The organism is Halopiger xanaduensis SH-6 (assembly GCF_000217715.1).
GTDB lineage: Archaea > Halobacteriota > Halobacteria > Halobacteriales > Natrialbaceae > Halopiger > Halopiger xanaduensis.
In genome coordinates this window covers 82,882-104,503 of sequence record NC_015658.1, presented here as the reverse complement: position 1 = coordinate 104,503, position 21,622 = coordinate 82,882, and the positions used below count along the sequence as shown (strand labels likewise).

Here is a 21,622-nt window from a genome sequence, read left to right as displayed (position 1 = left end):
CCGACTGATTTGGGACGCTATTTCACCAGTTTGGTCCGCAAAATGGCTTCTATCAGCCTCTACGAGGAAAATTCGCCAGACGGGAACAGAAGAATGTGAGGGAGTAACAATCACGTCCAGTAAACGAGCGTGCAAACAACGGTTCGGTTCGGCTGAGTATCCGAGAGCGATGCACGACCCCTGCTGTCGCAACCAGAGAGTTCCCCACAGGGGAACATTTGTGGATATCTCGAGTCGCACAGGGTGAGCGCCAACTCAGGAGTCAGCGCGGCGACGACGCGCTCGCGAGACGCGTTGCGTTCGGCTGAATCGTCTCAGTACGGGTCAGCCGCGTCGATCGTCGCGTACTGATCCTCGACGCGGGCCTTGTCGTCGTCGGGGAGCTCGACGAGCGGTCGACGAACCGGGCCGCCCTCGTACCCCGCCAGATCCATCCCGTGTTTGACGACGGGAACGTTGTTCGCAGCCGCGAGGTCGTTTTCGGTCCCGGATTCCTCGCGGATGTCCTCGAGCGGGCGCAACAGCTGCTGGAGGTCGCGGGCGCGGTCCCACTCTTCGGCTCGGATCGCGTCGTACAGTTCGAGGGTCACTTCGGGAACGAAGTTACCGACGCCGGTCGTATAGCCCTCGGCGCCCTCGATCGCGAAGGAGAGGGCGTACCGTTCGGCGATCCCGTTGAGCCAGGTCACGTCGCCGTCGGCGTCGTCGACCGTCTGGGAGAACTCCTTTACGTCGTCGTCGGCGAATTTGATCGCGACGACTGCCTCGCGCTCGCTCAGTTCCGCGAGCACGTCCCGCGTTAGTTCGGGGCCGCGCTTGTAGACGACGACCCCGAGATCGGTCGCGTCGCAGATCCGGTCGTAGTACTCGAGGAGGCCCGACTCGTGCGCGTAGGTGTGATCGGGGTGCATCACCATGACCGCGTCGGCTCCGACCGCCTCGTAAGCCTCCGCGAGGGCGGTCACTTCGGGGACGTTCCCCGCCGCCCCGCCGACGATCGTGGCCTCGTCGCCGGTCGCCTCGACGTGGCTCTCGACGACGTCGATCCGCTCGTCGTCGGTCAGGGCGTAGTACTCGCCGGTGTTCCCGCAGGGAATGAACAGCCGCGCGCCCGCCTCGTACAGCTGCGAGACGTTGTCCGCGAGCGCGTCGTACCGTACGTCCGTCCGGTCCCGACTGAACGGGACGGCTGTCGTAAACGCGACGTCTCGAAACTGATCGTGTAAGCTAGTCGCTGGCATGTCACATCCGTGTTACGGACGACCACGCGCTTAAACGTACTGCCGATATCGTTGCCCAGTCCCCAAGACGGGTCGACGGCGCTACACGAGGGGACAGCAGACTGGCCACACTGCGTTCGTCTACCGCTACTCGTCTCGGACGACTCGAGCGGCCAACTCGAGCCCCAAGTCGTCGATCCCCTCGAGGACGAGGTCGGCCATCCGCCGAGCGCCGCGCTCGCTGAAGTGCGTATCGTCGGTTGCGCCGTCGGGATAGTTCGGGTGCTCGTCCGGCGACAGGTGAAGGTAGAGCGATTTCGACTCCTCGGGCCCCAGTTCGCGCAGGAGCGATTGACTCCGTTCGTCCGCATCGATGAGCGGCACGTCGCGCTCCCGTGCGACGGATCGCGTCAGTTCCGAATACTCCGCATGCGTGTCCTCTAGCTCGCCGGCCTCGTCGAAGTGGCGACGGGCGATAGGCGTGAGCAACACCGGTTTCGCCCCGCAGTCGAGGGTCTCGTCGACGAATTTCTCGAGGTTGGCGACGAACGCGTCCGGGGGAGTGTACTGTTCCTTGGAGGGGACCTCGTCGTTGTGCCCGAACTGGACGAACACGTAGTGGGTCTCGGCGAGGTCGCGTACAACGGGCTCCCAGCGGCCTTCCTCCAAGAAGGTGCGGGTGCTACGGCCGTTTCGGGCGTAGTTTTCCACGGTCACCGACTCGTCGAACCGGTCGGCAAAGGGCGTTCCCCACCCCGTTTCGGGTCGGGCGTCTGGTTCTTTCTCGGCCGCGGTCGAATCTCCGATCAGGTGGACGGTAATCGGTGCTGACGGCATTTCGGTACGAGCGGAAGCGAGAACGGGCGGCCTCATAGAAGCACCGGTGCCGGTCGTCCACGAATCCGCGGCGGACGTCGAGTACGTTCCGAGGCGAACCGTCGCGGAAACGGCGAGGATCGACACTGATCCGCAGGCTCGAGTCTCGGCTGCGACCGTCCCGGCCGTCTCGGCGACGAAAGCGCCGTCAGCGCAAGCTATTTCGGGGCGGGCGCCACTCGGTAGCACATGGAAATCACGTCACTCGAGACGATTCCGCTCGAACACGAGTTACCCGAGGGGCGCGGCCTCGGCGACGCCCGCGGATTCGGTCGAACCCGTGCAACTACGCTCGTCCGCCTCGAGACCGACGACGGACTCGTCGGCTGGGGCGAGGCGTTCGCACCCGGATCGATCGCCGCGGCGACGATCGACGAACTGTTCCGGGACGACGTGATCGGCATGGACCCGTTCGACGTCGAGTCGCTGGCCGACGGCTCCTACACCGATCCGTACCACTTCGGCGGCGACGTCTTCGTCCAGAGCGCGCTGAGCGCGATCGACGTCGCCTGCTGGGACATCGTCGGGAAGTCGGTGGGCCGGCCGATCCACCGGCTGCTCGGCGGCCGCGAGCGCGAGACGCTGACCCCCTACGCCTCGACGATGTACTACACGGCCGAAGACCGGCCGCTCGAGGAGCCGATTCAAGAGGCGGTCGAGGAGGGGTTCACCGCCGCCAAGATCAAGATCGGCGCCGATCCCGAGACCGACGTCGAACGGGTCCGCGTCGCCCGCGAGGTCCTCGGCGACGACGGGACGCTCATGGTCGACATGAACGGGAACTATCGGCCGCACCAGGCGATCAAGACGGCGAACGCGATCGCCGAGTACGACGTCGCCTGGATCGAGGAGCCGGTGCCGCCGGAGAACCCGTCTGGCTACCGGGACGTGAAAGCGAAGGTCGACGTCCCGCTGGCAGCGGGAGAAGCCCACTACGGCCGGTTCGATTTCAAGCAGTTGATCGACGACCGGCAGGTCGACATCGTCCAGCCGAACCTCGGCCGCTGCGGCGGCCTCTCGGAGGCCCGGCTGATCGCCGACATGGCCTCGACGGAGAACGTCGCCGTCAGGCCTCACATCTGGAACAGCGCCGTCGGCATGGCCGCCGCGATCCAGTTCGCCGCCAGCGTCTCGGACTACCCCCACACCCGAAACGTGCCCGAGCCGATGCTCGTGGAGTTCGACCGCAGCACCAACCCGCTGCGCAGCGAACTGCTCGAGGAGCCGTTCGACCCCGCCGGCGGCGTGCTCGAGGTTCCCCAGGAGCCCGGTCTGGGAGTTTCGATCGACGAGGCCGCGCTGGCGCGGTACCGCGCCGACGAGTAACCGGCTCCCAAGAGCGGCGGGCCGGTCCATCGAACCCACCAATTTAATAGGCATACTGCATCGATACCTGGTATGGACGTCCTTGTGACCGGGTCCTACGGTCGCTGCGGTACGGCGATCATCGACCACCTGCACGACCGCGAGGAGTACGACTTCACGTACTACAACCGTTCGGACCGCCCCGACGATCATCCCTACGGCGGCTACGACACCGTCGTCGGCGATATCAGCGACTACGAGACGTTTCGCGAGGCCTGCGAGGGCCAGGACGCGATCGTCCACCTCGCCGCGTTCCCCAGCGCGGAGGGCGACTGGCACGACGTCTTCAAACCCAACATCATCGGCATGTACAACGTCCTCGAGGCCGCCCGCGAGGCGGAAGTCGAGTCGATCGTCTTCGGGTCGACCAACCACGTGATGGGCATGTACGAACTCGAGAACGCCCCCGAGATCTACGGGCGCGACCACGACCTCGTGCTCGACCACACCGACCCGGTGCGGCCGGACTCCTACTACGGCGCCTCGAAGAGCTTCGGCGAGGACCTCGGCCGGTACTACGTCGAGGACTACGAGTACCCGAAGCAGTTCTACGCGCTGCGGATCTGTACGGTCAACTCGAGCGAGTACGACCACCCCTACGGGGACGCCGAGCAGGGCGTCGACGAGGGCGACTGGGAGCGCGGCAGCGACGAGTACGAGCGCTGGGTCGCGCGGATGAAGGCGATGTGGCAGTCCCGTCGGGACTTCGCCCACCAGATCGACTGCTGTCTACAGGACGACGACGTCGCCTTCGACGTCTTCCACGGCGTCAGCGACAACCGCCGACGGTGGTTCGACCTCGAGCACGCTCGGGCCCGGATCGGCTACGATCCGCAGGACGACGGCGAGGAGTGGGACGCGCCGCCGGAGTAAGCCGGGTAATCCGAGTCGGTACAGACCGACCACGAGAATAGGTATCGTTCCCCAATCAATTTATATCGGAATGACGTAGTAACGGATACAATGTCGACGATCCAACGGGCATCCGTTCCAGAACCGGTCCGCCAGGGGCTCGGACTCATTCAGAACTCGGTATCGCTGGTCATCCTCGCGATGGGAGTCCTGTTACTCCTGACAGGCTTCGTCCTCCAGACCGGCGTGTGGGCGGCGATACTCGCGGTCTGGGGAACGGCGTTGACGATCGTCGGTGCGACGGCGTACGCGATCATCTGGTGGTCGTACCAGTGACGCACCTCAACCGATTCTGACAGCCGTCGACTCGAGCGATTTCGGCGCGCTGCTGCGACGCCCGCAATAGATGACCGGGTGCCGTGGATTGCCGTTCAGTGCTCGCGACCGTCCCATAGTCGACGCGAGCGCCGAAGCTATTATTGGACGCACCGATGTGTGAGACGGTATGTCAGAGACGCTGGCAGATGCGGTCGCCGTCGTTACCGGCGGCGGTGCGGGAATCGGCGAAGCAACCTGTCTCCGACTCGCCGAGGCGGGCGCGTCGGTCGTCGCCGTCGACTGGGACGGCGATGCGGCCGAGGCGACCGCCGCGGACGTAACGGAGCAGACCGGCCGGGAAGCGATCGCCATCGAAGCGGACGTCGCCGACGAAGCGGCCGTCGAGGAGATGGCAGAAACCGTCGTCGACCGCTTCGGCGGGGTCGACGTACTGGTCAACAACGCCGGGGTTCGCGTCGATCCCGGGCCCGTCACCGAGGCCGACACGGAAAGCTGGGATCGGATCCTCGGCGTGAACCTCGAGGGTGCGGCCTTCTGTGCGAAACACCTGATTCCGCACATGGACGGCGGCGCGATCGTCAACGTGGCCTCGAACGGGGCCGAAGTCGCGCGGCCCGACTGGTCCCAGTACGACGCCACCAAGGGCGCGCTCGTCTCCATGACGAAAGATATGGCCTGCGACCACGCTCCCGACGGGATCCGCGTCAACGCCGTCTCGCCCGGCTGGGTCATCACCGACTACCACCTGCCGGACGACGAGGACGAAGCGGCGGCGTTCTTCGACGAGAAGACCGCGCCCCACGCCGACGGCCCCGGAATCCTGAAACGCGCCGCAGCGCCGCGAGAAGTCGCCGATGCGATCCGATTTCTGGCGTCGGACGACGCCTCGTTTATCACCGGGACGAACCTCGAGGTCGACGGCGGGCTCGCGGCGGTCGGCAAGGGCCTCGAGTGGGACTCGCCGTCCTGATCGGACCGACCTGCAGGAAGCACGATCGAACGACGGATCCGTCTGACCGGAACGTGAGGTGATATCGCCGGGTGTGCTGCATCCGGAACGTACTGAGAGATGCACCGGCGGCTGGAGCAACGTTTTGGCGGTCGCGAAAAGACGGATTCGCTGAATCGCGAGTTGCCCGCTTCGACGGTGCCATCACGTTCGATCGGCGTTCGCAGCAGGCGGGCTCCAGTCGGACAGGGTGGTTCGTGCGGTCGTCAGATCGGCAGTTACTCCTTGTATCGCAGCGTTCCCTCCTCGAGCTTGGGCGCGATGTACAGCGCGTCGTCGACGCCGTCGACGATCGTGTCCGGCACGCCGTCGAACTCGAAGTGCGCCGTGTTGAGCGCGGCGGCGTCGGGTTCGTACAGCGCCTCGTACTCGGGCAGCGTCTGGTTCCACCACCACGTCAGCTCCTTGTGGTACTCTTCGTCGTCGGTTGCCATCCACTGCTCGACGTGGTCGGCGATGTTGATCGTCTTCGTCCCGCTGGAACCCTCCGGATCGCCGACGGGCATCGGGATTTCGGCCTCGGGTTCGTAGTTGGTAAGCTGCGAGATCCAGTCGACGATGAGACCGGGCGACCACATGGCGAAGACGCCGTTGGCCGAGGAGCCGTCGGGGATGATGTCGTACTCGCCGTTCTGTCGCCGCTCGTTCATCGTCGCGTCGTCGACGTTCTCGGCCTCGACCGCGATCCCGAAGTCCTCCAAGTTCTGGATGAGCACCTGCAGGTGCTCCTGCTCTGCCGGGTTCAGGATGTTGAGCTCGAAGCGCTCGCCGTCGGGATTCAGCCACTCGCCGCTGTCCTGCTCGTACCCTTCCTGACGGAGCAGTTCCGCCGCGCGCTCGGTGTCGTTCTGGCCGTACCGGGGGAAGTCCTGGATCCACTCCGTGGAGGGGTGGCTCCCCTCTTCGATCGTCGGCCCCGGAATTCGACACGGCGGGCCGTCGAACAGCTGCTTGACGCCCTGCAGAAGGCCTTCGGTCTGTTGCTTGTCGTAAATGTGGGCGATCGCCTTTCGAACGTTTTCGTTCGAGACCGCGGAGTCGTACCCCTCTACTTCGTGCCCGCAATTGAAGCAAATCAGGGAGTTTGCGGTCCGCGCTTCCCGGTACAGCGAGTGGGTGTCGGGAAGCTGGTTCCGTTGACTCTCCGGGACCGGATACCCGCCCGGAACGGCGTCGACGATCCCGTTGGCGTACGGCTGCACGCGTTCGCCGACGTCGCCGGACACCCAGAGCTCGAACTCGTCGAAGTTGATGTCGTCGGCGCGGGGGTGATCCTCGTACTTCTCCATCAAGATGACATCGTCTCCGACCTCCGAGACCTGAAACGGACCCTGACCGATCGCGTCCTCGACGTTGGGATAGCTCGAGGTCGTAATTTCTTCGATGACCGAGTCCAGTTCGTCGCCCTCCGAGTTCAACAGTTGGTCGTGCCACTCGCTCCACTGGTCGTCGTCGTGTTTGGTGTAGATGCCGCGACCGATGTCGCCGTGGTACCAGCCGATCGTGTTCTGAACGGCGAAGATCTCCGACAGTTCCGTGTTCAGGTTGATCCGCAGGAAGTGATCGTCGACAACCTCGATCTCCTCCATCGGCGTCGGGTTGTCGCCGTCGCCGGCCGTCGAGATCGCGATCTCCATCTCCCACTGCATCGCCCAGTCCTGCGCGACGACCGGATCGCCGTTGTGCCACGTCCACTCGTCGCTCAGTTCCGTCTCGAGCGTCGTATCGTCGGTCATCTCCCAGCTGTTGGCGATGATGGGGAACGCCTCGTTGGTCGCCGGAGAGTGGATCGCGAGCCGGTCGAAGACGTTCGCGCCCGGATGCCAGCAGCCGGTCTGTGAGGGGTTCCACGGGTTGAAGTGACGCTGGCCCGGCGGATCGCCGACCGGATCGAAGTAGGTGAGTCGCGAATCGTCGCCGCCACCACCACCACCGCCACCGCCGTTTCCAGTGGTGTTTCCGTTGCCGCCGCCACTACAGCCCGCGATTAGTGCAGTGCCACCGACCGCACCAGCCTTGAGGATGTCTCGCCGACTCCGTGCGCTGCTGTACCTATTGGTAGGATCTGGCATACCACCCAATTGATAATGGAGGTATATATAATTAATCATCAGTCACAATGCGAGAGAATCGAAGGGTAGACGATGCTGCCCCTCACCGGCGAGACGCGCCGCTTCGCGGTGCTCGAGAAGTCCTCAAGGGGGCACACGGACCGCGCTACTGTCCGGGCCCAGAGAACGGGCGCCGGGCAACTGAGGAGAGCCGGCCTCGTTACTCGGGCGCGCCGCCGTCGTCAGTGATCGGCTCGCTGGTCCAGTACTCGTGGTCCTCGAGCGCGCGGAAGCACGTCACCTCGTGGAGGTCGTCGTCGGACCCGCTGTACGCGTCCGGTCGTTCGGTCCGGCAGACCTCTCGAGCCTCCGGACAGCGGGTGTGGTAGCGACAGCCGCTCGGCGGATTCGTCGGGTCGGGGATGTCGATCTCGCGGATCGGCGCTTCCTCGGCCCGTTCCTCCTCGGGATCGAGTTCCGGCGTCGCCCACCGCAGCGCCTTCGTGTAGGGATGCTGCGGGTTGTGGATGATCTGTTCCGGCGGCCCGATCTCGACGAGTTCGCCCAGGTAGACGACGCCGATCCGACCGCCCGTCTTCTCCGTGATGTAGCGGGCGTTCGAGAGGTCGTGCGAGACGAACAGGTACGACGTGTCGAAGGTGTCCTGCAGCTTGATCATCAGGTCCATCATCTCGACGCGCAGGGAGACGTCCAGCGCCGAGACCGGCTCGTCCGCGAGGATGACCTCCGGATTCATCAACATCGCGCGGATCAGGGCGACGCGCTGCTGCTCGCCGCCCGACAGTTGGTGCGGGTAGCGTTCGATGTAATCTTCTGGCGGCGTCATGCCGACGTGCTCGAGCAGGCTCAAGATCCGCTGCTTTCGGTCGTTGCCGTCGAGTTCCTTGTTCCAGCGCCTGAGAGGCTCCTCGAGCGACTGGCGAACGCGGCGGTTGGGATTCAGCGCGCTGCCGGGGTCCTGGTGGACGATCTGCAGCGACCGGCGGATCTCCGCCCAGCTCGTCTCCTCGCTGCCGTTCGCCTTCACGTCCCAGATGTCGTGGCCGCGGTAGCGGACGCTGCCGCCGGTGGGCTCCTGCAGCCCGATGGCGGTCTTGCCGAGCGTCGTCTTCCCGCAGCCGGATTCGCCGACGAGAACGACCACGTCGTTCTCGTAGATGTCGAACGAAATGCCGTCGACGGCTTTGACGACGTCGGAATCGGAGAACACGTCGAGGAAGCCGCCTTCCGTCTCGAAGTGGACCTCGACGTCGTCGAGCGACACCACCGGCTCGCCGGTCCGCGACGAGCGCGACCGCGTCCGCCCGGTGACGCTCGAGTCGTCCATGCCGATCAGGTCGTCGTCTTCTGCCGACTCGACGTCGGTGTCCATCGAGATCCGTTCGGTGGCCTCCTCCCAGTAGTGGCAGTGGACGTGGTGATCGTCGTTGACGTCGTACGGCCCGGGCGCGTCGACCTCGCACGCCGAGTCGCCGATCGGACACCGGGGGTGGAACGAACAGCCGGACGGAACGCTCACCGGGTCCGGTGCGCTCCCCTCGACCGGACGCATCGATTCGATCGGTGCGGCGAGGTTCGGCGTCGACTTGAGGAGGAGCCGCGTGTACGGGTGCGCAGGATCCTCGAGGATCTCGTCGGTCGGGCCGAGTTCGACGAACTCGAAGGCGTACAGCACCCCGACCCGATCCGCGATATCCGCGACCAGCGGCAGGTCGTGGGTGATGAACACGATCGTCAGGTCGTACTGCTCCTTGATCTCCTCGAGCAGCGAGATGATCGACCGCTGCATCAGCAGGTCGAGCGCGGCGGTCGGCTCGTCCATCACCAATACTTCGGGCTCGAGGACGAGCGAGAGCGCGATCAGCGCCCGCTGTTTCATCCCGCCGGAGAGTTCGTGGGGGTACGAACTGAGCACTCGGTCGGGATCGAGGTAGAGGTCCTCGAGGATGCCGCGGGTGCGTCGCATCCCCTCTTCGACGTTGTAATCGTGGGCGCTCAGCGTCTCGACGAAGTGGGTGCGGATCTTCCGAACGGGATTGAACGAACTCATCGCCCCCTGGAAGACCATCGAGACCTCCTCCCAGCGGAACTCCTTGAGTTCGTCTTTGTCGAGCTCGAGGACGTCTATCGGGTCGCCGTCGGGTGGACGGTACGTGATCTCGCCGCTGAGCAGTCCCGGATCGACGACGGCGTCGAGCAGCGCCGACGCGAGCATCGACTTGCCGCTGCCGCTCTCGCCGACGATTCCTAAGACCTCGTTGCGTTCGATGTCGATATCGACGTCGTCGAGGACCCGCGACTGGCCGCGGTTCATATCGAACGTGACGGACGCGTTTCGCACTTCGAGAATCGGGTCTGTCGTCTCGATACTGCGGTCGAGTTCGGGTTGTGAGGTTTGTGAAACGGTCATTGGTTCGGGTAGTTAGATTCCACCGACGACGTTCGTGTTCTGTTCTTCCGGTTCGTCGGCGTCCGGCTCGCCGCCCTCGCCAGTCGTCTTCTCGTGACGGGCACGGACGCGCGGGTTGAAGACGCGGTCGAGCGACTGGCCGAGCAGGATCAGGCCGATCGAGATGCCGATGATGGTCACCATCGGGACGATAAACCAGTGGAGCGCGCCGGCCGTGTAGTAGGCCCCCTCCTGGTACGCCTGGTTGAGCATGACGCCCCAGTTCACACTCGAGGAGGAGAACGGCAAGATGGCGAGGTAGTACAGCGCGACCGCCTCGAAGATGACGCGCCGGGCGGCGTTCGTGAGGTTGATCACCACGTACGGCATCAGCTGCGGGATGATCTCCTTGAATACGATGCGGTGGGTGGGGATGCCCATTCCGCGGGCCGCCTCGACGTACGACTCGTGGCGGATGGTAAGCACCTGCGAGCGGATCGCCCGTGCGAGGCCGCCCCACGCGCCGACGCTCAGCAGCACGCCGACCATGTACGGGTTGTCGCCGACGGGCAACAGCGCGGCCAGAATCATCACGAGCGGGAACCCTGGAAGATTGATGAAGACGTCCGTGATCGAACTCAGGACCGTGTCGGTCGCGCCGCCCTTGTACCCCGCGACGCCGCCGATGAGGGTGCCGACGGCGACGGTGACCAGAGCGCCCGACGCGATCATCTTGAGGATCGTCGAGGTCGAGTGGACCGTCTGGGACAGCAGGTCCCGACCCATCTTGTCCGTCCCGAGGGGGTACTCCCAGCTCTCGAACGGTTGGACCAGCGCCGGCCCCTCCGTCACCTGGGTCGGTTCGATCAGGTACGGACCGACGATGCCCATCAGGAGGTAAAACATGATGATGGTGAAGCCGATCCGCGCCCGCCAGTCGCGCCAGATGATGGCGATCGGCGCATAGACGTAGGTGTCGTACAGTTTTCGGAGCCGATCGCCGCGAGATTCCTCGTACTCCGAGACGACTTCGAACGGGGAGCTCACGTTGCCGCCGTCCGTCCGCGCGTCCGCGTCCCGGTCTCGGTCCGGTTCCTCCCAGTCGGCGAACGGGTCCGCACCGTCGCTCGTGGCCGTCGAGTCGTCGTTCCGGTTCGTCATCGGTTCACCTCCGTCACGGCCGCGCTCGAGTCGCGCGGCTTGGTTCGGGTCGTAACCTGCGTCATGTGTGGCGTTTCGTGCTGGCGTTGCGAGTGGCCCTCGAACGCGCTCGCGCTCGAGGGCTGTCGGACGGGGGCCGGCAGTCCGGCCGCCCGCGGTTCAGTACGATTCACTCTCCTGCCCTCCCGCTCGCGGATCCACGAACGAGTACGTGAGGTCGGCGATCAGCAGCGCGATGACGACCGCGATCGTAATGACGGTGAACATGCCCATCATCAGCGGATAGTCGCGCTGGTAGGTGGCGGACAGCATGTACCAGCCGAGGCCGCGGTAGGAGAACACCTGCTCCAAGACCACGGAGCCGCCGAACATCTCGCCGATGCTGATCAGGAACGCCGTGTACATCGGGAGCACGGCGTTGCGGGCGACGTACTGCGTCGAGATCGTCAGATCGGAGAGCCCGCGCAGCCGCGCCACGCGGAGGTAATCCTCGCCGAGAACGCGAATACTGTTCCCGCGCATGCCGAGCGAGGCGACGCCCGACGCGACCAGCATCGACATCACCGGCAGCGCGGCGTGGTGGACGATGCCGGAGATGTACGCCCAGTTGAACCCGGGCGGGACGCCGGTCGGTTGGCGACCGCTCGTCGGGAAGATCCCCCACCGGTAGGCGCAGAAGATCAACAGCAAGAGCGCGAGCACGTAGTAGGGGATCGACCCCATCATGATCGCCCACGACGTGAGTCCGACGTCGAGCTTGCCGCCCTCCCAGTAGGCCATCAGCGCCCCGACGACGACGCCGAGGAAGAAACTGATGAAAAGCGACCAGCTCAACACGAACAGCGTCCAGGGGAGCGCCCGCGCGATAATATCGACGACCGGCTCCGAGTAGTACATCGACATTCCCAGATTACCCTGGAGCATGTTGGCCATATAATCGGCGTACGCGAGCGGAATCGGCTTGTTCGGATCGACGCTCAACCGCATCGAGACGAGCTCGCGAGCGCGAGCCGGATTGACGCCCTGTTGGATCAACTGCTCTATCATCGCGCCCATCGGATTCCCGGGTAACAGCCGAACCAGAACGAACGTCAGCGTCAACACCGCCCACAGCGTGAACACTGATTGTCCGATTCGACGGATTCGCCAACCTATGTTTGGCATGGTATCGTTGCACACATGGTTGTGTGACTACCCTAATTAATGTATCCCATCTATAACGGATAATCTAGTACAAACGTGACCGTTCGGTCCGGGACATCGACCGGTTATTCGAACGGCTCCCAGCCGGTGTACAGCACGATTAGGCTACCGACGAGCGTCAAACCGATCGGAACGAGCGTCAGCGTCGCCACGACGAACGGTCCCGTGCCGGGTTCGATGTAGATGAACGAGAACCCGAGCAAGAGCAAGAAGAGGACGTCGATCCCGAACAGGAGCCTCGAGGCGGATTGCAGCAGTCCCATAGTCGGGAATCCAGCCACGGGATATTAAACGTTTATCCGGTATGAACCGCGGTTACGGTCCTCGCCCGGCATGCGTCTGCGAACGAGATCCGGCAGCAAGCACTTCGATCGCGATCGGTACGCGAACGCGGTGCAGCGAAAGAATAGGGCGTCTCGAGTCAGTTCCGGTCGGGTTACAGTTCCGCGGCCGTTACTCGTGACGGCCGGGTTTCGACGGCGACCGACCGGCCCCGTGCGACCGGCCGGCTTCGACGCGACGGGTCCACGAGCGGAGCCACGCGCGGGTCCCGCTCTCGGGGACGCGCAGTTCGTGCGTGTTCTCGGGCAGGTCCGGATAGCCGCCGACCTCCTCCTGACTGTCGATCCGTTCGCCGTCGCCGGTCCAGACGTCTTTGATGAGCCGCCAGTCGTGTTCGGTTCGATCGGCCGGTCGAGCGCCGACGTTCGCGAGGTTGTGCCACCGGGTCTTCGCGGCCGGCATCGCCTCGAGATCGTCGGGCCAGAGGGGCCGCTCCTCGAGTTCGGTGATGCCGTCGCCGACCATCTCGCGGTCGTCGTCCCAGTACGGGATGTTGTCGGAGACGAAGGCCTCGCCGTCCCCGAAGACGTTAGGCTGGTCGCTCTGCGGTTGCTCGAAGACGTTGCCCTCGATGCTGGCGTCCGTGTCCGGATCCATCCAGACGCCGTCCTTGTAGTGGTGGATGAGATTGTTGACGAGGACCGTCTCGGTTCCCTCCTTCAGCCGCGGATTCCGGTCGACGTTGTACGCGTACACGCTGCCGAGGATGGCGACGTTCTCGGCGCCGTCGCCGACGAGGGTCCCGTAGCCGTGCGGTCCCTTCGGGTGCGTGGCGTCGTTGAGCGGTTCGGCGATCAGACAGTTCGAAAGCGTCGTATCTTTCGTGTCGTAGCCGACCGAGAGGTTCTCGTCGATCCCCCACGTCGCCGTGCAGTGATCGATGACGTTGTTTTCCGTGTCGTCGCCCGTGTGCATGGCGTCGGGTTCCCAGCCGACGTCCTGGTCGGCGTCGCCCGGTCGAACGCGGATGTGCTGGACGACGCAGTCGTCTGCCTCGACGTAGAGGCCGCCGCGGATCAGCGTGATCCCCGGCGACGGCGCGGTCTGGCCCGCGACGTAACACTCGTCGTTCGGAATCTCGAGCGTGCGAGCGCCGAGGTCGATCGTGCCGCTGGTCTCGAAGACGACGAGGCGAGGGCCGTCGACCTGCAGCGCGGCCCGCAGTTGGCGCCGCGCGGGTTCGCGGACCGTGACGATCGGCGTCTCGTCGTCGAGCCACTCGGCGGCGGTCGCGAACCCGTCGTCGGGCTCGAAGTGCGACTTGCTCTCCGGCCCGCCGTCGCCGCCGGAGCCGTTCGACTCGCTCGGCGTCGCGAACTGTACAGTCGAGCCGACGGCCTCGTCGCCGTCGCCGGCCTCGACGGCCGCGCGGAACTCGTAGTAGCGGCGGGTGTCGAGCCCCGAAACCTCGGCGCTGAACGATCCGGACTCCGAGAGCGTCTGTGCGTCCGTTCGCTGCCAGGACTCGCGCGGGACCTCCCGATACTCGAAGTAACAGTCGGCCGCGTCGGCGCCGCCGAGATCGTCGAGCGTTCCGTGAAGGGTACCGCCGTCCGCCGTGACGTCGGTCGCCTCGCCCGTCGAAGCGAAGGGAACGCCCTCCTCGGTCGAGACGCTGCCCGAGACTTCGACGTCGCCGATATCCCGGTTCGTCATTTCCTCGAGCGAGAGCCCCTCGAGGTCTTTGAACGTCGCCGTTCCGAGCGTGCCAGTGTCGTGGCTCGTGACGGCCAGTCCGACGTAAACCTCGTCTCCGAGGGCGACGTCGTCGCCCTCGAGCGTTCCGAGGTCGGTCCAGTTCTCGCCGTCGGGGGAGCCGTATGCCTCGATCGTCGCACCGCTGCGTCGGAGCCGTAGCCAGTCCGCCTGGATCGCGTCCATGCTGTCGGACTCGGCCCCGGCGTCGGATCGCCACTGGAGCGACGCTTCGCCGTTGGGTCGGTGCCGGACCATCGCGTTGGCCGCGTCGGCCGAAAGCGAGTCCCGAACCATGAGCCCGCCTTTGGCCCACGGATCCGTGTTCTCGACGCCGAGGCTGTGGACGACGACGTCGAAGTCGCCGGCGAGCGACTGGTAGTAGTAGTGGAAGGCGTCTTCGGTGCTCCAGATGTCCGCACCGCCGCCTTCCATCGTGATAACCGTCGCCGCCGCTGCGGTGTTACTGATCGCCGCGCCCGCGGCGATGCCGAGACTCCCCGCTCCGATCGTGCGCAGAAACGCGCGTCTGTGCTGTGTCATTGGCTCGCACCGAGCCGACAGTATCACGATTTATTTGATAAGTCTTTTGCCGGTGACTATCACGAGCGGTTATTTCTGCTAACGGTGCCGCGAGCCGCTTCTAGAGGTTCTACGTTCCCGTCGTAGCGGACTCGCCCCTCGCTGTTCCTCGAGTCGTGACGACCGGAGTACTTTTCACGATCGATGACACGCGCATTGGTATGCCAGACGATACCAGACCGGCGTATCGAGATCCGTCGCTGTCGCCCGCGCGGCGCACCGACGACCTGCTCGAGCGGATGACTCTCGAGGAGAAGGTCGCCCAGCTAGGGTCGATCCCGGCCTCGGAACTGCTCTCCGACGGCGAGTTCGACCGCGAGCGGGCAGAGGAGGTCCTCGCGGGCGGCACCGGCCAGATCACCCGCATCGGCGGCGAGGGGAACCTCTCGCCGCGCGATGCCGCGGAAGTCGCGAACGCGGCACAGGGGATCCTCGCCGAGACTCGCCTGGGAATTCCCGCAGCCCCCCACGAGGAGTGTCTCAGCGGCTACATGGGTCCCGGCGGGACGACGTTCCCGCAGTCGATCGGGCTCGCGAGCACGTGGTCGCCCGATCTGGTCGAAGAGATCACGACGGAGATCCGCACGCAGTTGCGGGCGATCGGCGCGGTCCACGCGCTCTCGCCGGTGCTGGATCTCGCGCGCGATCACCGATGGGGGCGGACCGAGGAGACCTTCGGCGAGGACCAGTACCTCGTCGCCCGGATGGCCTGCGCGTACGTGTCGGGGCTGCAGGGTGACGGCCCCGAGGAAGGAATCTCGGCGACGCTCAAACACTTCGTGGGCCACGGCGCGCCCTCGGGCGGAAAGAACCGCGCGTCCGTCTCGCTCGGCCCGCGTGCGCTCCGCGAGCACCTGTTCCCCTTCGAGGCCGCCGTGAAAGCGGCCGGCGCCGAATCGGTGATGAACGCCTACCACGACCTCGACGGCGTCCCCTGCGGGAGTTCTCGCTACTTGCTCACGGAACTGCTGCGCGAGCGGTGGGGCTTCGACGGCGTCGTCGTCGCCGACTACGGGACGGTCACGAAACTGCGCAGCGAGCACGAAGTGGCCGACGACGACCGCGAGGCGGCGATCATGGCGCTCGAGGCGGGGATCGACGTCGAACTCTCGAGCATCGACGCCTACGAGGAACTCGTCGCAGCCGTCGACGACGGGACGATCGCAGCGGAGACGGTCGACGAGTCCGTCCGCCGCGTGCTCCGCACCAAGTTCCGAAAGGGACTGTTCGAGGCCGACCCCGTCGATCCCGACGCGGTCGAGGACGCCTTCGAGACCGACGACCAGCGGGCGCTCGCGCGGCGGGCCGCCCGCGAGTCGGTGACGCTCCTGCAGGACGAGGCCGACGTTCTCCCGATCGACCCCGCGGACGTCGACTCGATCGCCGCGATCGGGCCGAAGGCTGACGCGACGGAGGGGCTGCTCGGCGACTACGCCTACCTCGCCCACTTCCCCGAACTCGACGACGCGGACGCCGGGATCGACATCGTCTCGCCGCTGTCGGCGCTCGAGGATCGCTTCGGGTCCGACGCCGTCGCGCACGCGCCGGGGTGTACGCTCACCGGCCCGTCAACCGACGGCATCGACGAGGCGGTCGCGGCGGTCGAAAACGTGGACGTGGCCGTCGCGTTCGTCGGGGCGAACTCGACGATCGACTTCAGCGACGCCGACGACGACCGCGTCCACCGGCCGACGATCTCGACCAGCGGCGAGGGGCGCGACGTCACCGATCTCGGGCTCCCCGGCGTCCAAGAACGACTCCTCGAGGCCGTCGCAGAGACGGACACGCCGGTCGTCGCCGTCGTCGTGAGCGGGAAGCCCCACGCGCTGACCGACGTCGCCGAATCCGTGCCGACGATCGCCCACGCGTGGTTGCCGGGCGAGGAGGGCGGTGCCGGAATCGCGGACGTGCTGGTCGGCGACCACAATCCGAGCGGCCGCCTCCCGGTATCGCTTCCCCGCGACGCCGGACAGCTGCCGATCAACTACAACCGCAATCCCAACGCGGTCAGCGGTGATTACGTCTACGCGCCCGGCGATGCGCTCTTCCCGTTCGGCCACGGCGAAAGCTACACGACGTTCGTGTACGGCGATGTCGAGCTCGCGGCTGACGAGGTCGGCCCCGCAGGGACGATCGAAGCGAGCGTGACGGTCGAAAACGTCGGCGACCATGCCGGCCACGAGGTCGTCCAGTGGTACACTCACGCGCAGAACCCGCCGCTCGCGCGGCCCGTCCAGCAACTGCGCGCCTTCGAACGGGTCTTCCTCGAACCGGGCGAGCGGACTCGCGTCACGGTCGAACTCGGTGCGGCGCAGCTCGCCTTCCTCGACGAAACGGAAGAACTGACCGCCCACCCCGGCGAGTACGAGCTTCGGGTCGGCCACTCTGCTGCTGACATCCGAGCGGCAGCCGCCGTCGAGATCGGCGGCGAGAAGCGGCTCGTTCCCGCCAGTGGAAACCGCTTCTTCAGCGAGACGCGCGTCGAGTAACGGCGTCGATTCGCGTCTCGACCAGTATCGGCGGCTCGAGGAGGGATGTCCATTGACGATGGTCCGACGACGATGGTCCCGCCGTTCGTGGCCTGCGTTCGTCAGGTCAGGTGGTCGGGACCGACGGTGCTATTCCCGATCGCGGAACGAGAAATTCGCTGACGCCCGTCCGATCCGCGCCGAATCTGGCCGCCGAACCGGTTCGGGCCGCCGCGACGCTTCGATGGCCGTGTCGGCTATTACCTTCGTTCCCGTCTGGGGAACCCTGTAGCTATATCGAGTATCGACGACTGAAGTACTCTCACCGATAAAAACCGGTTCATCGACCGAGAGTAGCGATAGCAGTGCGACCGATATCCGGATCGAGCACAGAAGGATTACGATAGTATGGTTGTAATAGAACGACAAAGCACCGTTCCGATCAATCGGCCCCGTCGTCGGGCCCCTTCGGGCGTGCGGACGGACAAGCCGTAACACGCACGAGTAGCGCTCGTTCGACGCCGAATGGGGCGACTCGAGTATTTCTGCCCTCCAACGGCAGCCAGATTTTCGGCCGCTAGTTCCGCTGTGGGGAACATCGAGGTGCCGTTCGAAGTAGCGGTCGAGGCCGCTGGCGTGCTCGAGGTTACAGGCTTGGAAGGGGTCGCGTTCGGGAGCCTGTGTTCCATTTCGTCGGTGGAGAGACCGGCTCAGCGACGATCGCCAGTGTAGTACGTACGCAATGTGAACGCAGCACAATCTATAAATCCCTGCTACTCGCTTGTGCATGTCAATGGCAGCTAGTGACTTTCGGTATGGAGTCGTCGGGTGTGCCGGCATGGGAGAAAACCACGCGGACGCCGTCGAAGACATCGAGGACGCGACGCTCGTCGCCTGTGCCGACATCGACGAGGGGATCGCCCGGTCGTTCGCGGACGCGTACGACGTCGCCTGGTACACGGATCCCGCCGAGATGGCGGTCGACGCCGACCTCGACATCGTCAGCGTCTGTACGCCGAACGGCACCCACCTCGAGATCGTCTCGGACCTCGCCGAAGCGGGCGTGGACATCCTCTGCGAGAAGCCGCTCGAGATCACGCGCGAGCGCGTCGACCAGCTGATCGACGTCTGCGAGCGCGAGGGGATCACGCTGGGCGGAATCTTCCAGCGGCGGCTGTACGGCGGGCCGCAGTTCGCCCACGAGGTCGTCGCCGACGGTCAACTCGGTGATCTGGTCCTCGGCGAGGTGGAAGTGAAGTGGCACCGGGACCCGTCCTACTACGAAGACGTCGGGTGGCACGGGACGACCGACCTCGACGGCGGAGTGCTCCTCACGCAGGCCCTCCACGGCATCGACCTCCTCCAGTGGACGGCCGGCGAAATCGAGCGAGTCGCCGCCGAACTCGATACCGTCCACCACGACGTCGAGGTTCCGGACACCGCCGTCGCGAGCGTCGAGTTCGCGAACGGCGGCTACGGCCAGATCACGGGGACGACGGCGATGTATCCCGAGGAACGACTCTCATTGAACCTCCACGGAACCGAGGGATCGTTCAAGTGGCACGAAGACGAACTCGACCTGTTCGAGACGAAATCCGGCGCCGAGGCGACGCTCGAACCCTTCCACATGGGAACGGGCATCGCCGGGCAGGTTCGGGACTTCGTCGCGGCGATCCGCGACGACCGCGAGCCGATGATCCCGCCCGAGGAGGCGCGTAAGGCGCTGGATATCACGTTTGCCCTGGAGAAAGCGGCCCGAACCGACCAGTGGGTCGACGTCGAGTACGGCACTCGAGAGTAACGATGCAGCGACCAATCCGATTCATTGCACCGGCGAGCACACGGTATCCCGAAGCGACCGGGGCGCCGCAATCGCTTCGTTCCCGTCTCGGGAACCACTGTGAGAGGCGACGGCGCTCGAGAGGCGATCAGCGAACGGAGGCGATCGAACCGTGACCGAACTCACCGCGACGACCGCCGTTTCGACCCCGCCGGACTGGGCCGTTCGCCAGCGGGACCTGTTTACCCTCCTCGAGAGCGCGGTCGATCGGTTCGTCGAGGACTACTTCGACGACGACGGCGAGCCGCTGTGGCCGCCCGAAGGACACACCGGCGTCGACGGCTTCGACGACGTCGTCGAGGGGTTCTACAACTGGCCGCTCGTGTACGCGATGGGCGGCGACGAACGGCTGCTCGAGCAGGCTCGCGAAGCCTACGAGGCCGCGCTGCGCCGCGGGAGCGAGACCGAGACCCCCTTCGGCCATCCGATGGTCGTCGACGAGTTCGAGCAGTGTCGCGACTGGTTCCACATGGGCGAGGGGAACCTCTACACGTACAATATGGGACTGGCGTCGCCGGACGACGAGACCGTCGTCGAACGCGCCGAGCGGTTCGCCGGCCTCTACTCCGACGACGCCGACGTGAACAACTACGACGGCGAGAAACGGCTCGTCCGCGGGCCGATGAACGGGAGCATGGGACCAGACTACTGCGACTTTGCGGCCTACGAGCACCACCCCTACGGCGCCGACTACCGGTGGGCCAGCCACGGGCTCCCCTGGCGCGACCTCGAGTTCGACGAGGCTGCCGACCTGCTCGATCCCGCCAACGAGGAGCGGCTGTTCGAGGTGCTCAACGAGCGCTGCGCGAAGGGCGACATCCCGCTGAACCTCAACGTGACGAGCCTGATGACCAACGCCTACCTCCACACCGGCGACGACCGGTATCGAGAGTGGGTCACGGAATACCTCGAAGCCTGGCGCGAGCGCACCGCCGAAAACGGCGGGATCATCCCCGATAACGTCGGCCGCTCGGGCGAGATCGGCGAGTACACGGGCGGCAAGTGGTACGGCGGCTACTACGGCTGGTCGTGGGGCGGCTGGCACTACATCGGCATTGGTCCGACAGTCGCGGCGGAGAACGCCGTCCTCCTGACCGGCGATCGCGAGCACCTCGAGTTCCCCCGCTCGCAGCTCGAGGCCCTGATCAAGAACGGGATCGAGGTCAGTTCGGACGCCGTCCACGACACGCTCTACATCCCGCACAAGTACGGCGACCCCGGCGACTACCACTACGACGCATCGGGCGTGCTCACGGAGGACGACGGCGAGGTGCTGTGGCGGGACGGCTGGTACGAGTTCAAGCCCCACCGGGACGATCCCTACGCCGTCCACCTCTGGTACATGTCGATGGACGACGACGACCGCGAGCGCATCCGTCGGCTGCGCGACTGGGGCAAGCGCGACTGGACGCGAGTCGATCCTCGGGCCTCCAACAAGCACGGCGCCGGCAGCGAGTACGCGTGGCTCGCGTACCTCGACGGCGAGTTCCCGGACTACCCCGAGCGCATCCTCGAGGCGAGCCACAGCCGAGTGTACCAGCAACTCGAGATCATGCGCGAAGAGAGCGGTGCCCCGACGGACGTCGACGAGGACTACCTCCGGGATCGAAACCCCGTCTTCCACCGCGGACTACTCCAGTTGACGATGGGCGCGCCCCAGCCGGTCTACTACGGCGGACTGGTGATGGCGCAGGTGCGCCACTTCGACGCCGACCATCGTCGGCCGGGGCTCCCCGAGGGCGTCAGTGCGCTCGTCGAGGACGTAACCGATGCGGGCGTCGATCTGACGCTCATCAACGGCGGCAGCCGGGAGCGCGAACTGATCGTCCAGGCCGGCGCCTACGGCGAACACGAGTTCGCGACCGTCCGGACCGACGGCGAGGAGCACCGCCCCGAATCGAACGCAGTTCGAGTGGACCTTCCCAGCGGTACCCGTATCTCGCTGACCGCCGACCTCGAGCGGTTCGTCAACGACCCGACGTACGCGTTCCCGTGGGATCGTTCGGACCGGCGTAAGCAATAACGACCGGACAAAACGATCCGTTCGCCCCTCTCGTCGTTCGGATCGAACGCAACCGGCGTTTTGCGATAGCGTCTCGTACTGACTCCGCCTAACTTATTTTACACTCATACTATTGTAATCGATTTCACTCGATCTCGAACGACAGAGATGATCTGTCCGATACTTGTTTACTGGTTGTAGATTAAA

15 protein-coding genes are annotated in these 21,622 nt (G+C 65.4%); 7 read left to right on the top strand and 8 right to left on the bottom strand.

Features of this window, described 5'->3' with window-relative positions; translation table 11 throughout:
• Window positions 1-314: 314 nt before the first annotated feature.
• Both HALXA_RS18170 and HALXA_RS18165 read right to left on the bottom strand, forming a co-directional pair.
• Complete coding sequence (locus tag HALXA_RS18170) at window positions 315-1,241, bottom strand: dihydrodipicolinate synthase family protein (RefSeq protein WP_013875718.1); 927 nt, start codon at window positions 1,239-1,241, stop codon at window positions 315-317.
• 126 nt (window positions 1,242-1,367) lie between these two features.
• Window positions 1,368-2,057: a rhamnogalacturonan acetylesterase gene (locus tag HALXA_RS18165; protein WP_013875717.1), complete on the bottom strand. Its 690-nt coding sequence runs from the start codon at window positions 2,055-2,057 to the stop codon at window positions 1,368-1,370.
• Between the two features lie 228 nt (window positions 2,058-2,285).
• Here HALXA_RS18165 and HALXA_RS18160 point away from each other — a divergent pair, with 228 nt between their 5' ends.
• From HALXA_RS18160 to HALXA_RS18145, 4 genes are all read left to right on the top strand, one after another.
• Window positions 2,286-3,422 carry a mandelate racemase/muconate lactonizing enzyme family protein gene (locus tag HALXA_RS18160; RefSeq protein ID WP_013875716.1) on the top strand — a complete coding sequence of 379 codons (1,137 nt, stop codon included), beginning with the start codon at window positions 2,286-2,288 and terminating at the stop codon, window positions 3,420-3,422.
• A 72-nt stretch (window positions 3,423-3,494) separates the two neighbouring features.
• Complete coding sequence (locus tag HALXA_RS18155; protein WP_013875715.1) at window positions 3,495-4,334, top strand: NAD-dependent epimerase/dehydratase family protein; 840 nt, start codon at window positions 3,495-3,497, stop codon at window positions 4,332-4,334.
• Window positions 4,335-4,424: 90 nt separating this feature from the next.
• Window positions 4,425-4,649 (top strand): hypothetical protein, encoded by a 225-nt coding sequence (locus tag HALXA_RS18150; protein ID WP_013875714.1) that lies wholly within the window; start codon window positions 4,425-4,427, stop codon window positions 4,647-4,649.
• A gap of 169 nt (window positions 4,650-4,818) precedes the next feature.
• Entirely contained in the window at window positions 4,819-5,622 is an 804-nt protein-coding gene (locus tag HALXA_RS18145; RefSeq protein WP_013875713.1) for an SDR family NAD(P)-dependent oxidoreductase, read from the top strand.
• A gap of 257 nt (window positions 5,623-5,879) precedes the next feature.
• Here HALXA_RS18145 and HALXA_RS18140 read toward each other — a convergent pair whose 3' ends face one another.
• The 6 genes from HALXA_RS18140 to HALXA_RS18115 all read right to left on the bottom strand — a co-directional run bounded on the left by HALXA_RS18140 (window position 5,880) and on the right by HALXA_RS18115 (window position 15,066).
• Complete coding sequence (locus HALXA_RS18140; RefSeq protein ID WP_013875712.1) at window positions 5,880-7,733, bottom strand: ABC transporter substrate-binding protein; 1,854 nt, start codon at window positions 7,731-7,733, stop codon at window positions 5,880-5,882.
• 199 nt (window positions 7,734-7,932) lie between these two features.
• Window positions 7,933-10,143, bottom strand: a complete 2,211-nt coding sequence (locus HALXA_RS18135) for an ABC transporter ATP-binding protein (RefSeq protein ID WP_013875711.1) — start codon at window positions 10,141-10,143, stop codon at window positions 7,933-7,935.
• A gap of 12 nt (window positions 10,144-10,155) precedes the next feature.
• On the bottom strand, window positions 10,156-11,283 hold the full coding sequence (locus HALXA_RS18130) for an ABC transporter permease (RefSeq protein WP_013875710.1): 1,128 nt from the start codon (window positions 11,281-11,283) through the stop codon (window positions 10,156-10,158).
• A 159-nt stretch (window positions 11,284-11,442) separates the two neighbouring features.
• Entirely contained in the window at window positions 11,443-12,447 is a 1,005-nt protein-coding gene (locus tag HALXA_RS18125) for an ABC transporter permease (RefSeq protein ID WP_013875709.1), read from the bottom strand.
• A 104-nt stretch (window positions 12,448-12,551) separates the two neighbouring features.
• Window positions 12,552-12,749, bottom strand: a complete 198-nt coding sequence (locus HALXA_RS18120) for a hypothetical protein (protein WP_013875708.1) — start codon at window positions 12,747-12,749, stop codon at window positions 12,552-12,554.
• Window positions 12,750-12,939: 190 nt separating this feature from the next.
• Window positions 12,940-15,066, bottom strand: a complete 2,127-nt coding sequence (locus HALXA_RS18115) for a pectate lyase (RefSeq protein WP_013875707.1) — start codon at window positions 15,064-15,066, stop codon at window positions 12,940-12,942.
• A gap of 200 nt (window positions 15,067-15,266) precedes the next feature.
• Between HALXA_RS18115 and HALXA_RS18110 the strand changes: the two genes are divergently transcribed.
• From HALXA_RS18110 to HALXA_RS18100, 3 genes are all read left to right on the top strand, one after another.
• On the top strand, window positions 15,267-17,594 hold the full coding sequence (locus HALXA_RS18110) for a glycoside hydrolase family 3 N-terminal domain-containing protein (protein ID WP_013875706.1): 2,328 nt from the start codon (window positions 15,267-15,269) through the stop codon (window positions 17,592-17,594).
• A 766-nt stretch (window positions 17,595-18,360) separates the two neighbouring features.
• Complete coding sequence (locus tag HALXA_RS18105; RefSeq protein WP_148263703.1) at window positions 18,361-19,374, top strand: Gfo/Idh/MocA family protein; 1,014 nt, start codon at window positions 18,361-18,363, stop codon at window positions 19,372-19,374.
• Window positions 19,375-19,525: 151 nt separating this feature from the next.
• On the top strand, window positions 19,526-21,436 hold the full coding sequence (locus HALXA_RS18100) for a hypothetical protein (protein WP_013875704.1): 1,911 nt from the start codon (window positions 19,526-19,528) through the stop codon (window positions 21,434-21,436).
• Window positions 21,437-21,622 lie beyond the last annotated feature (186 nt).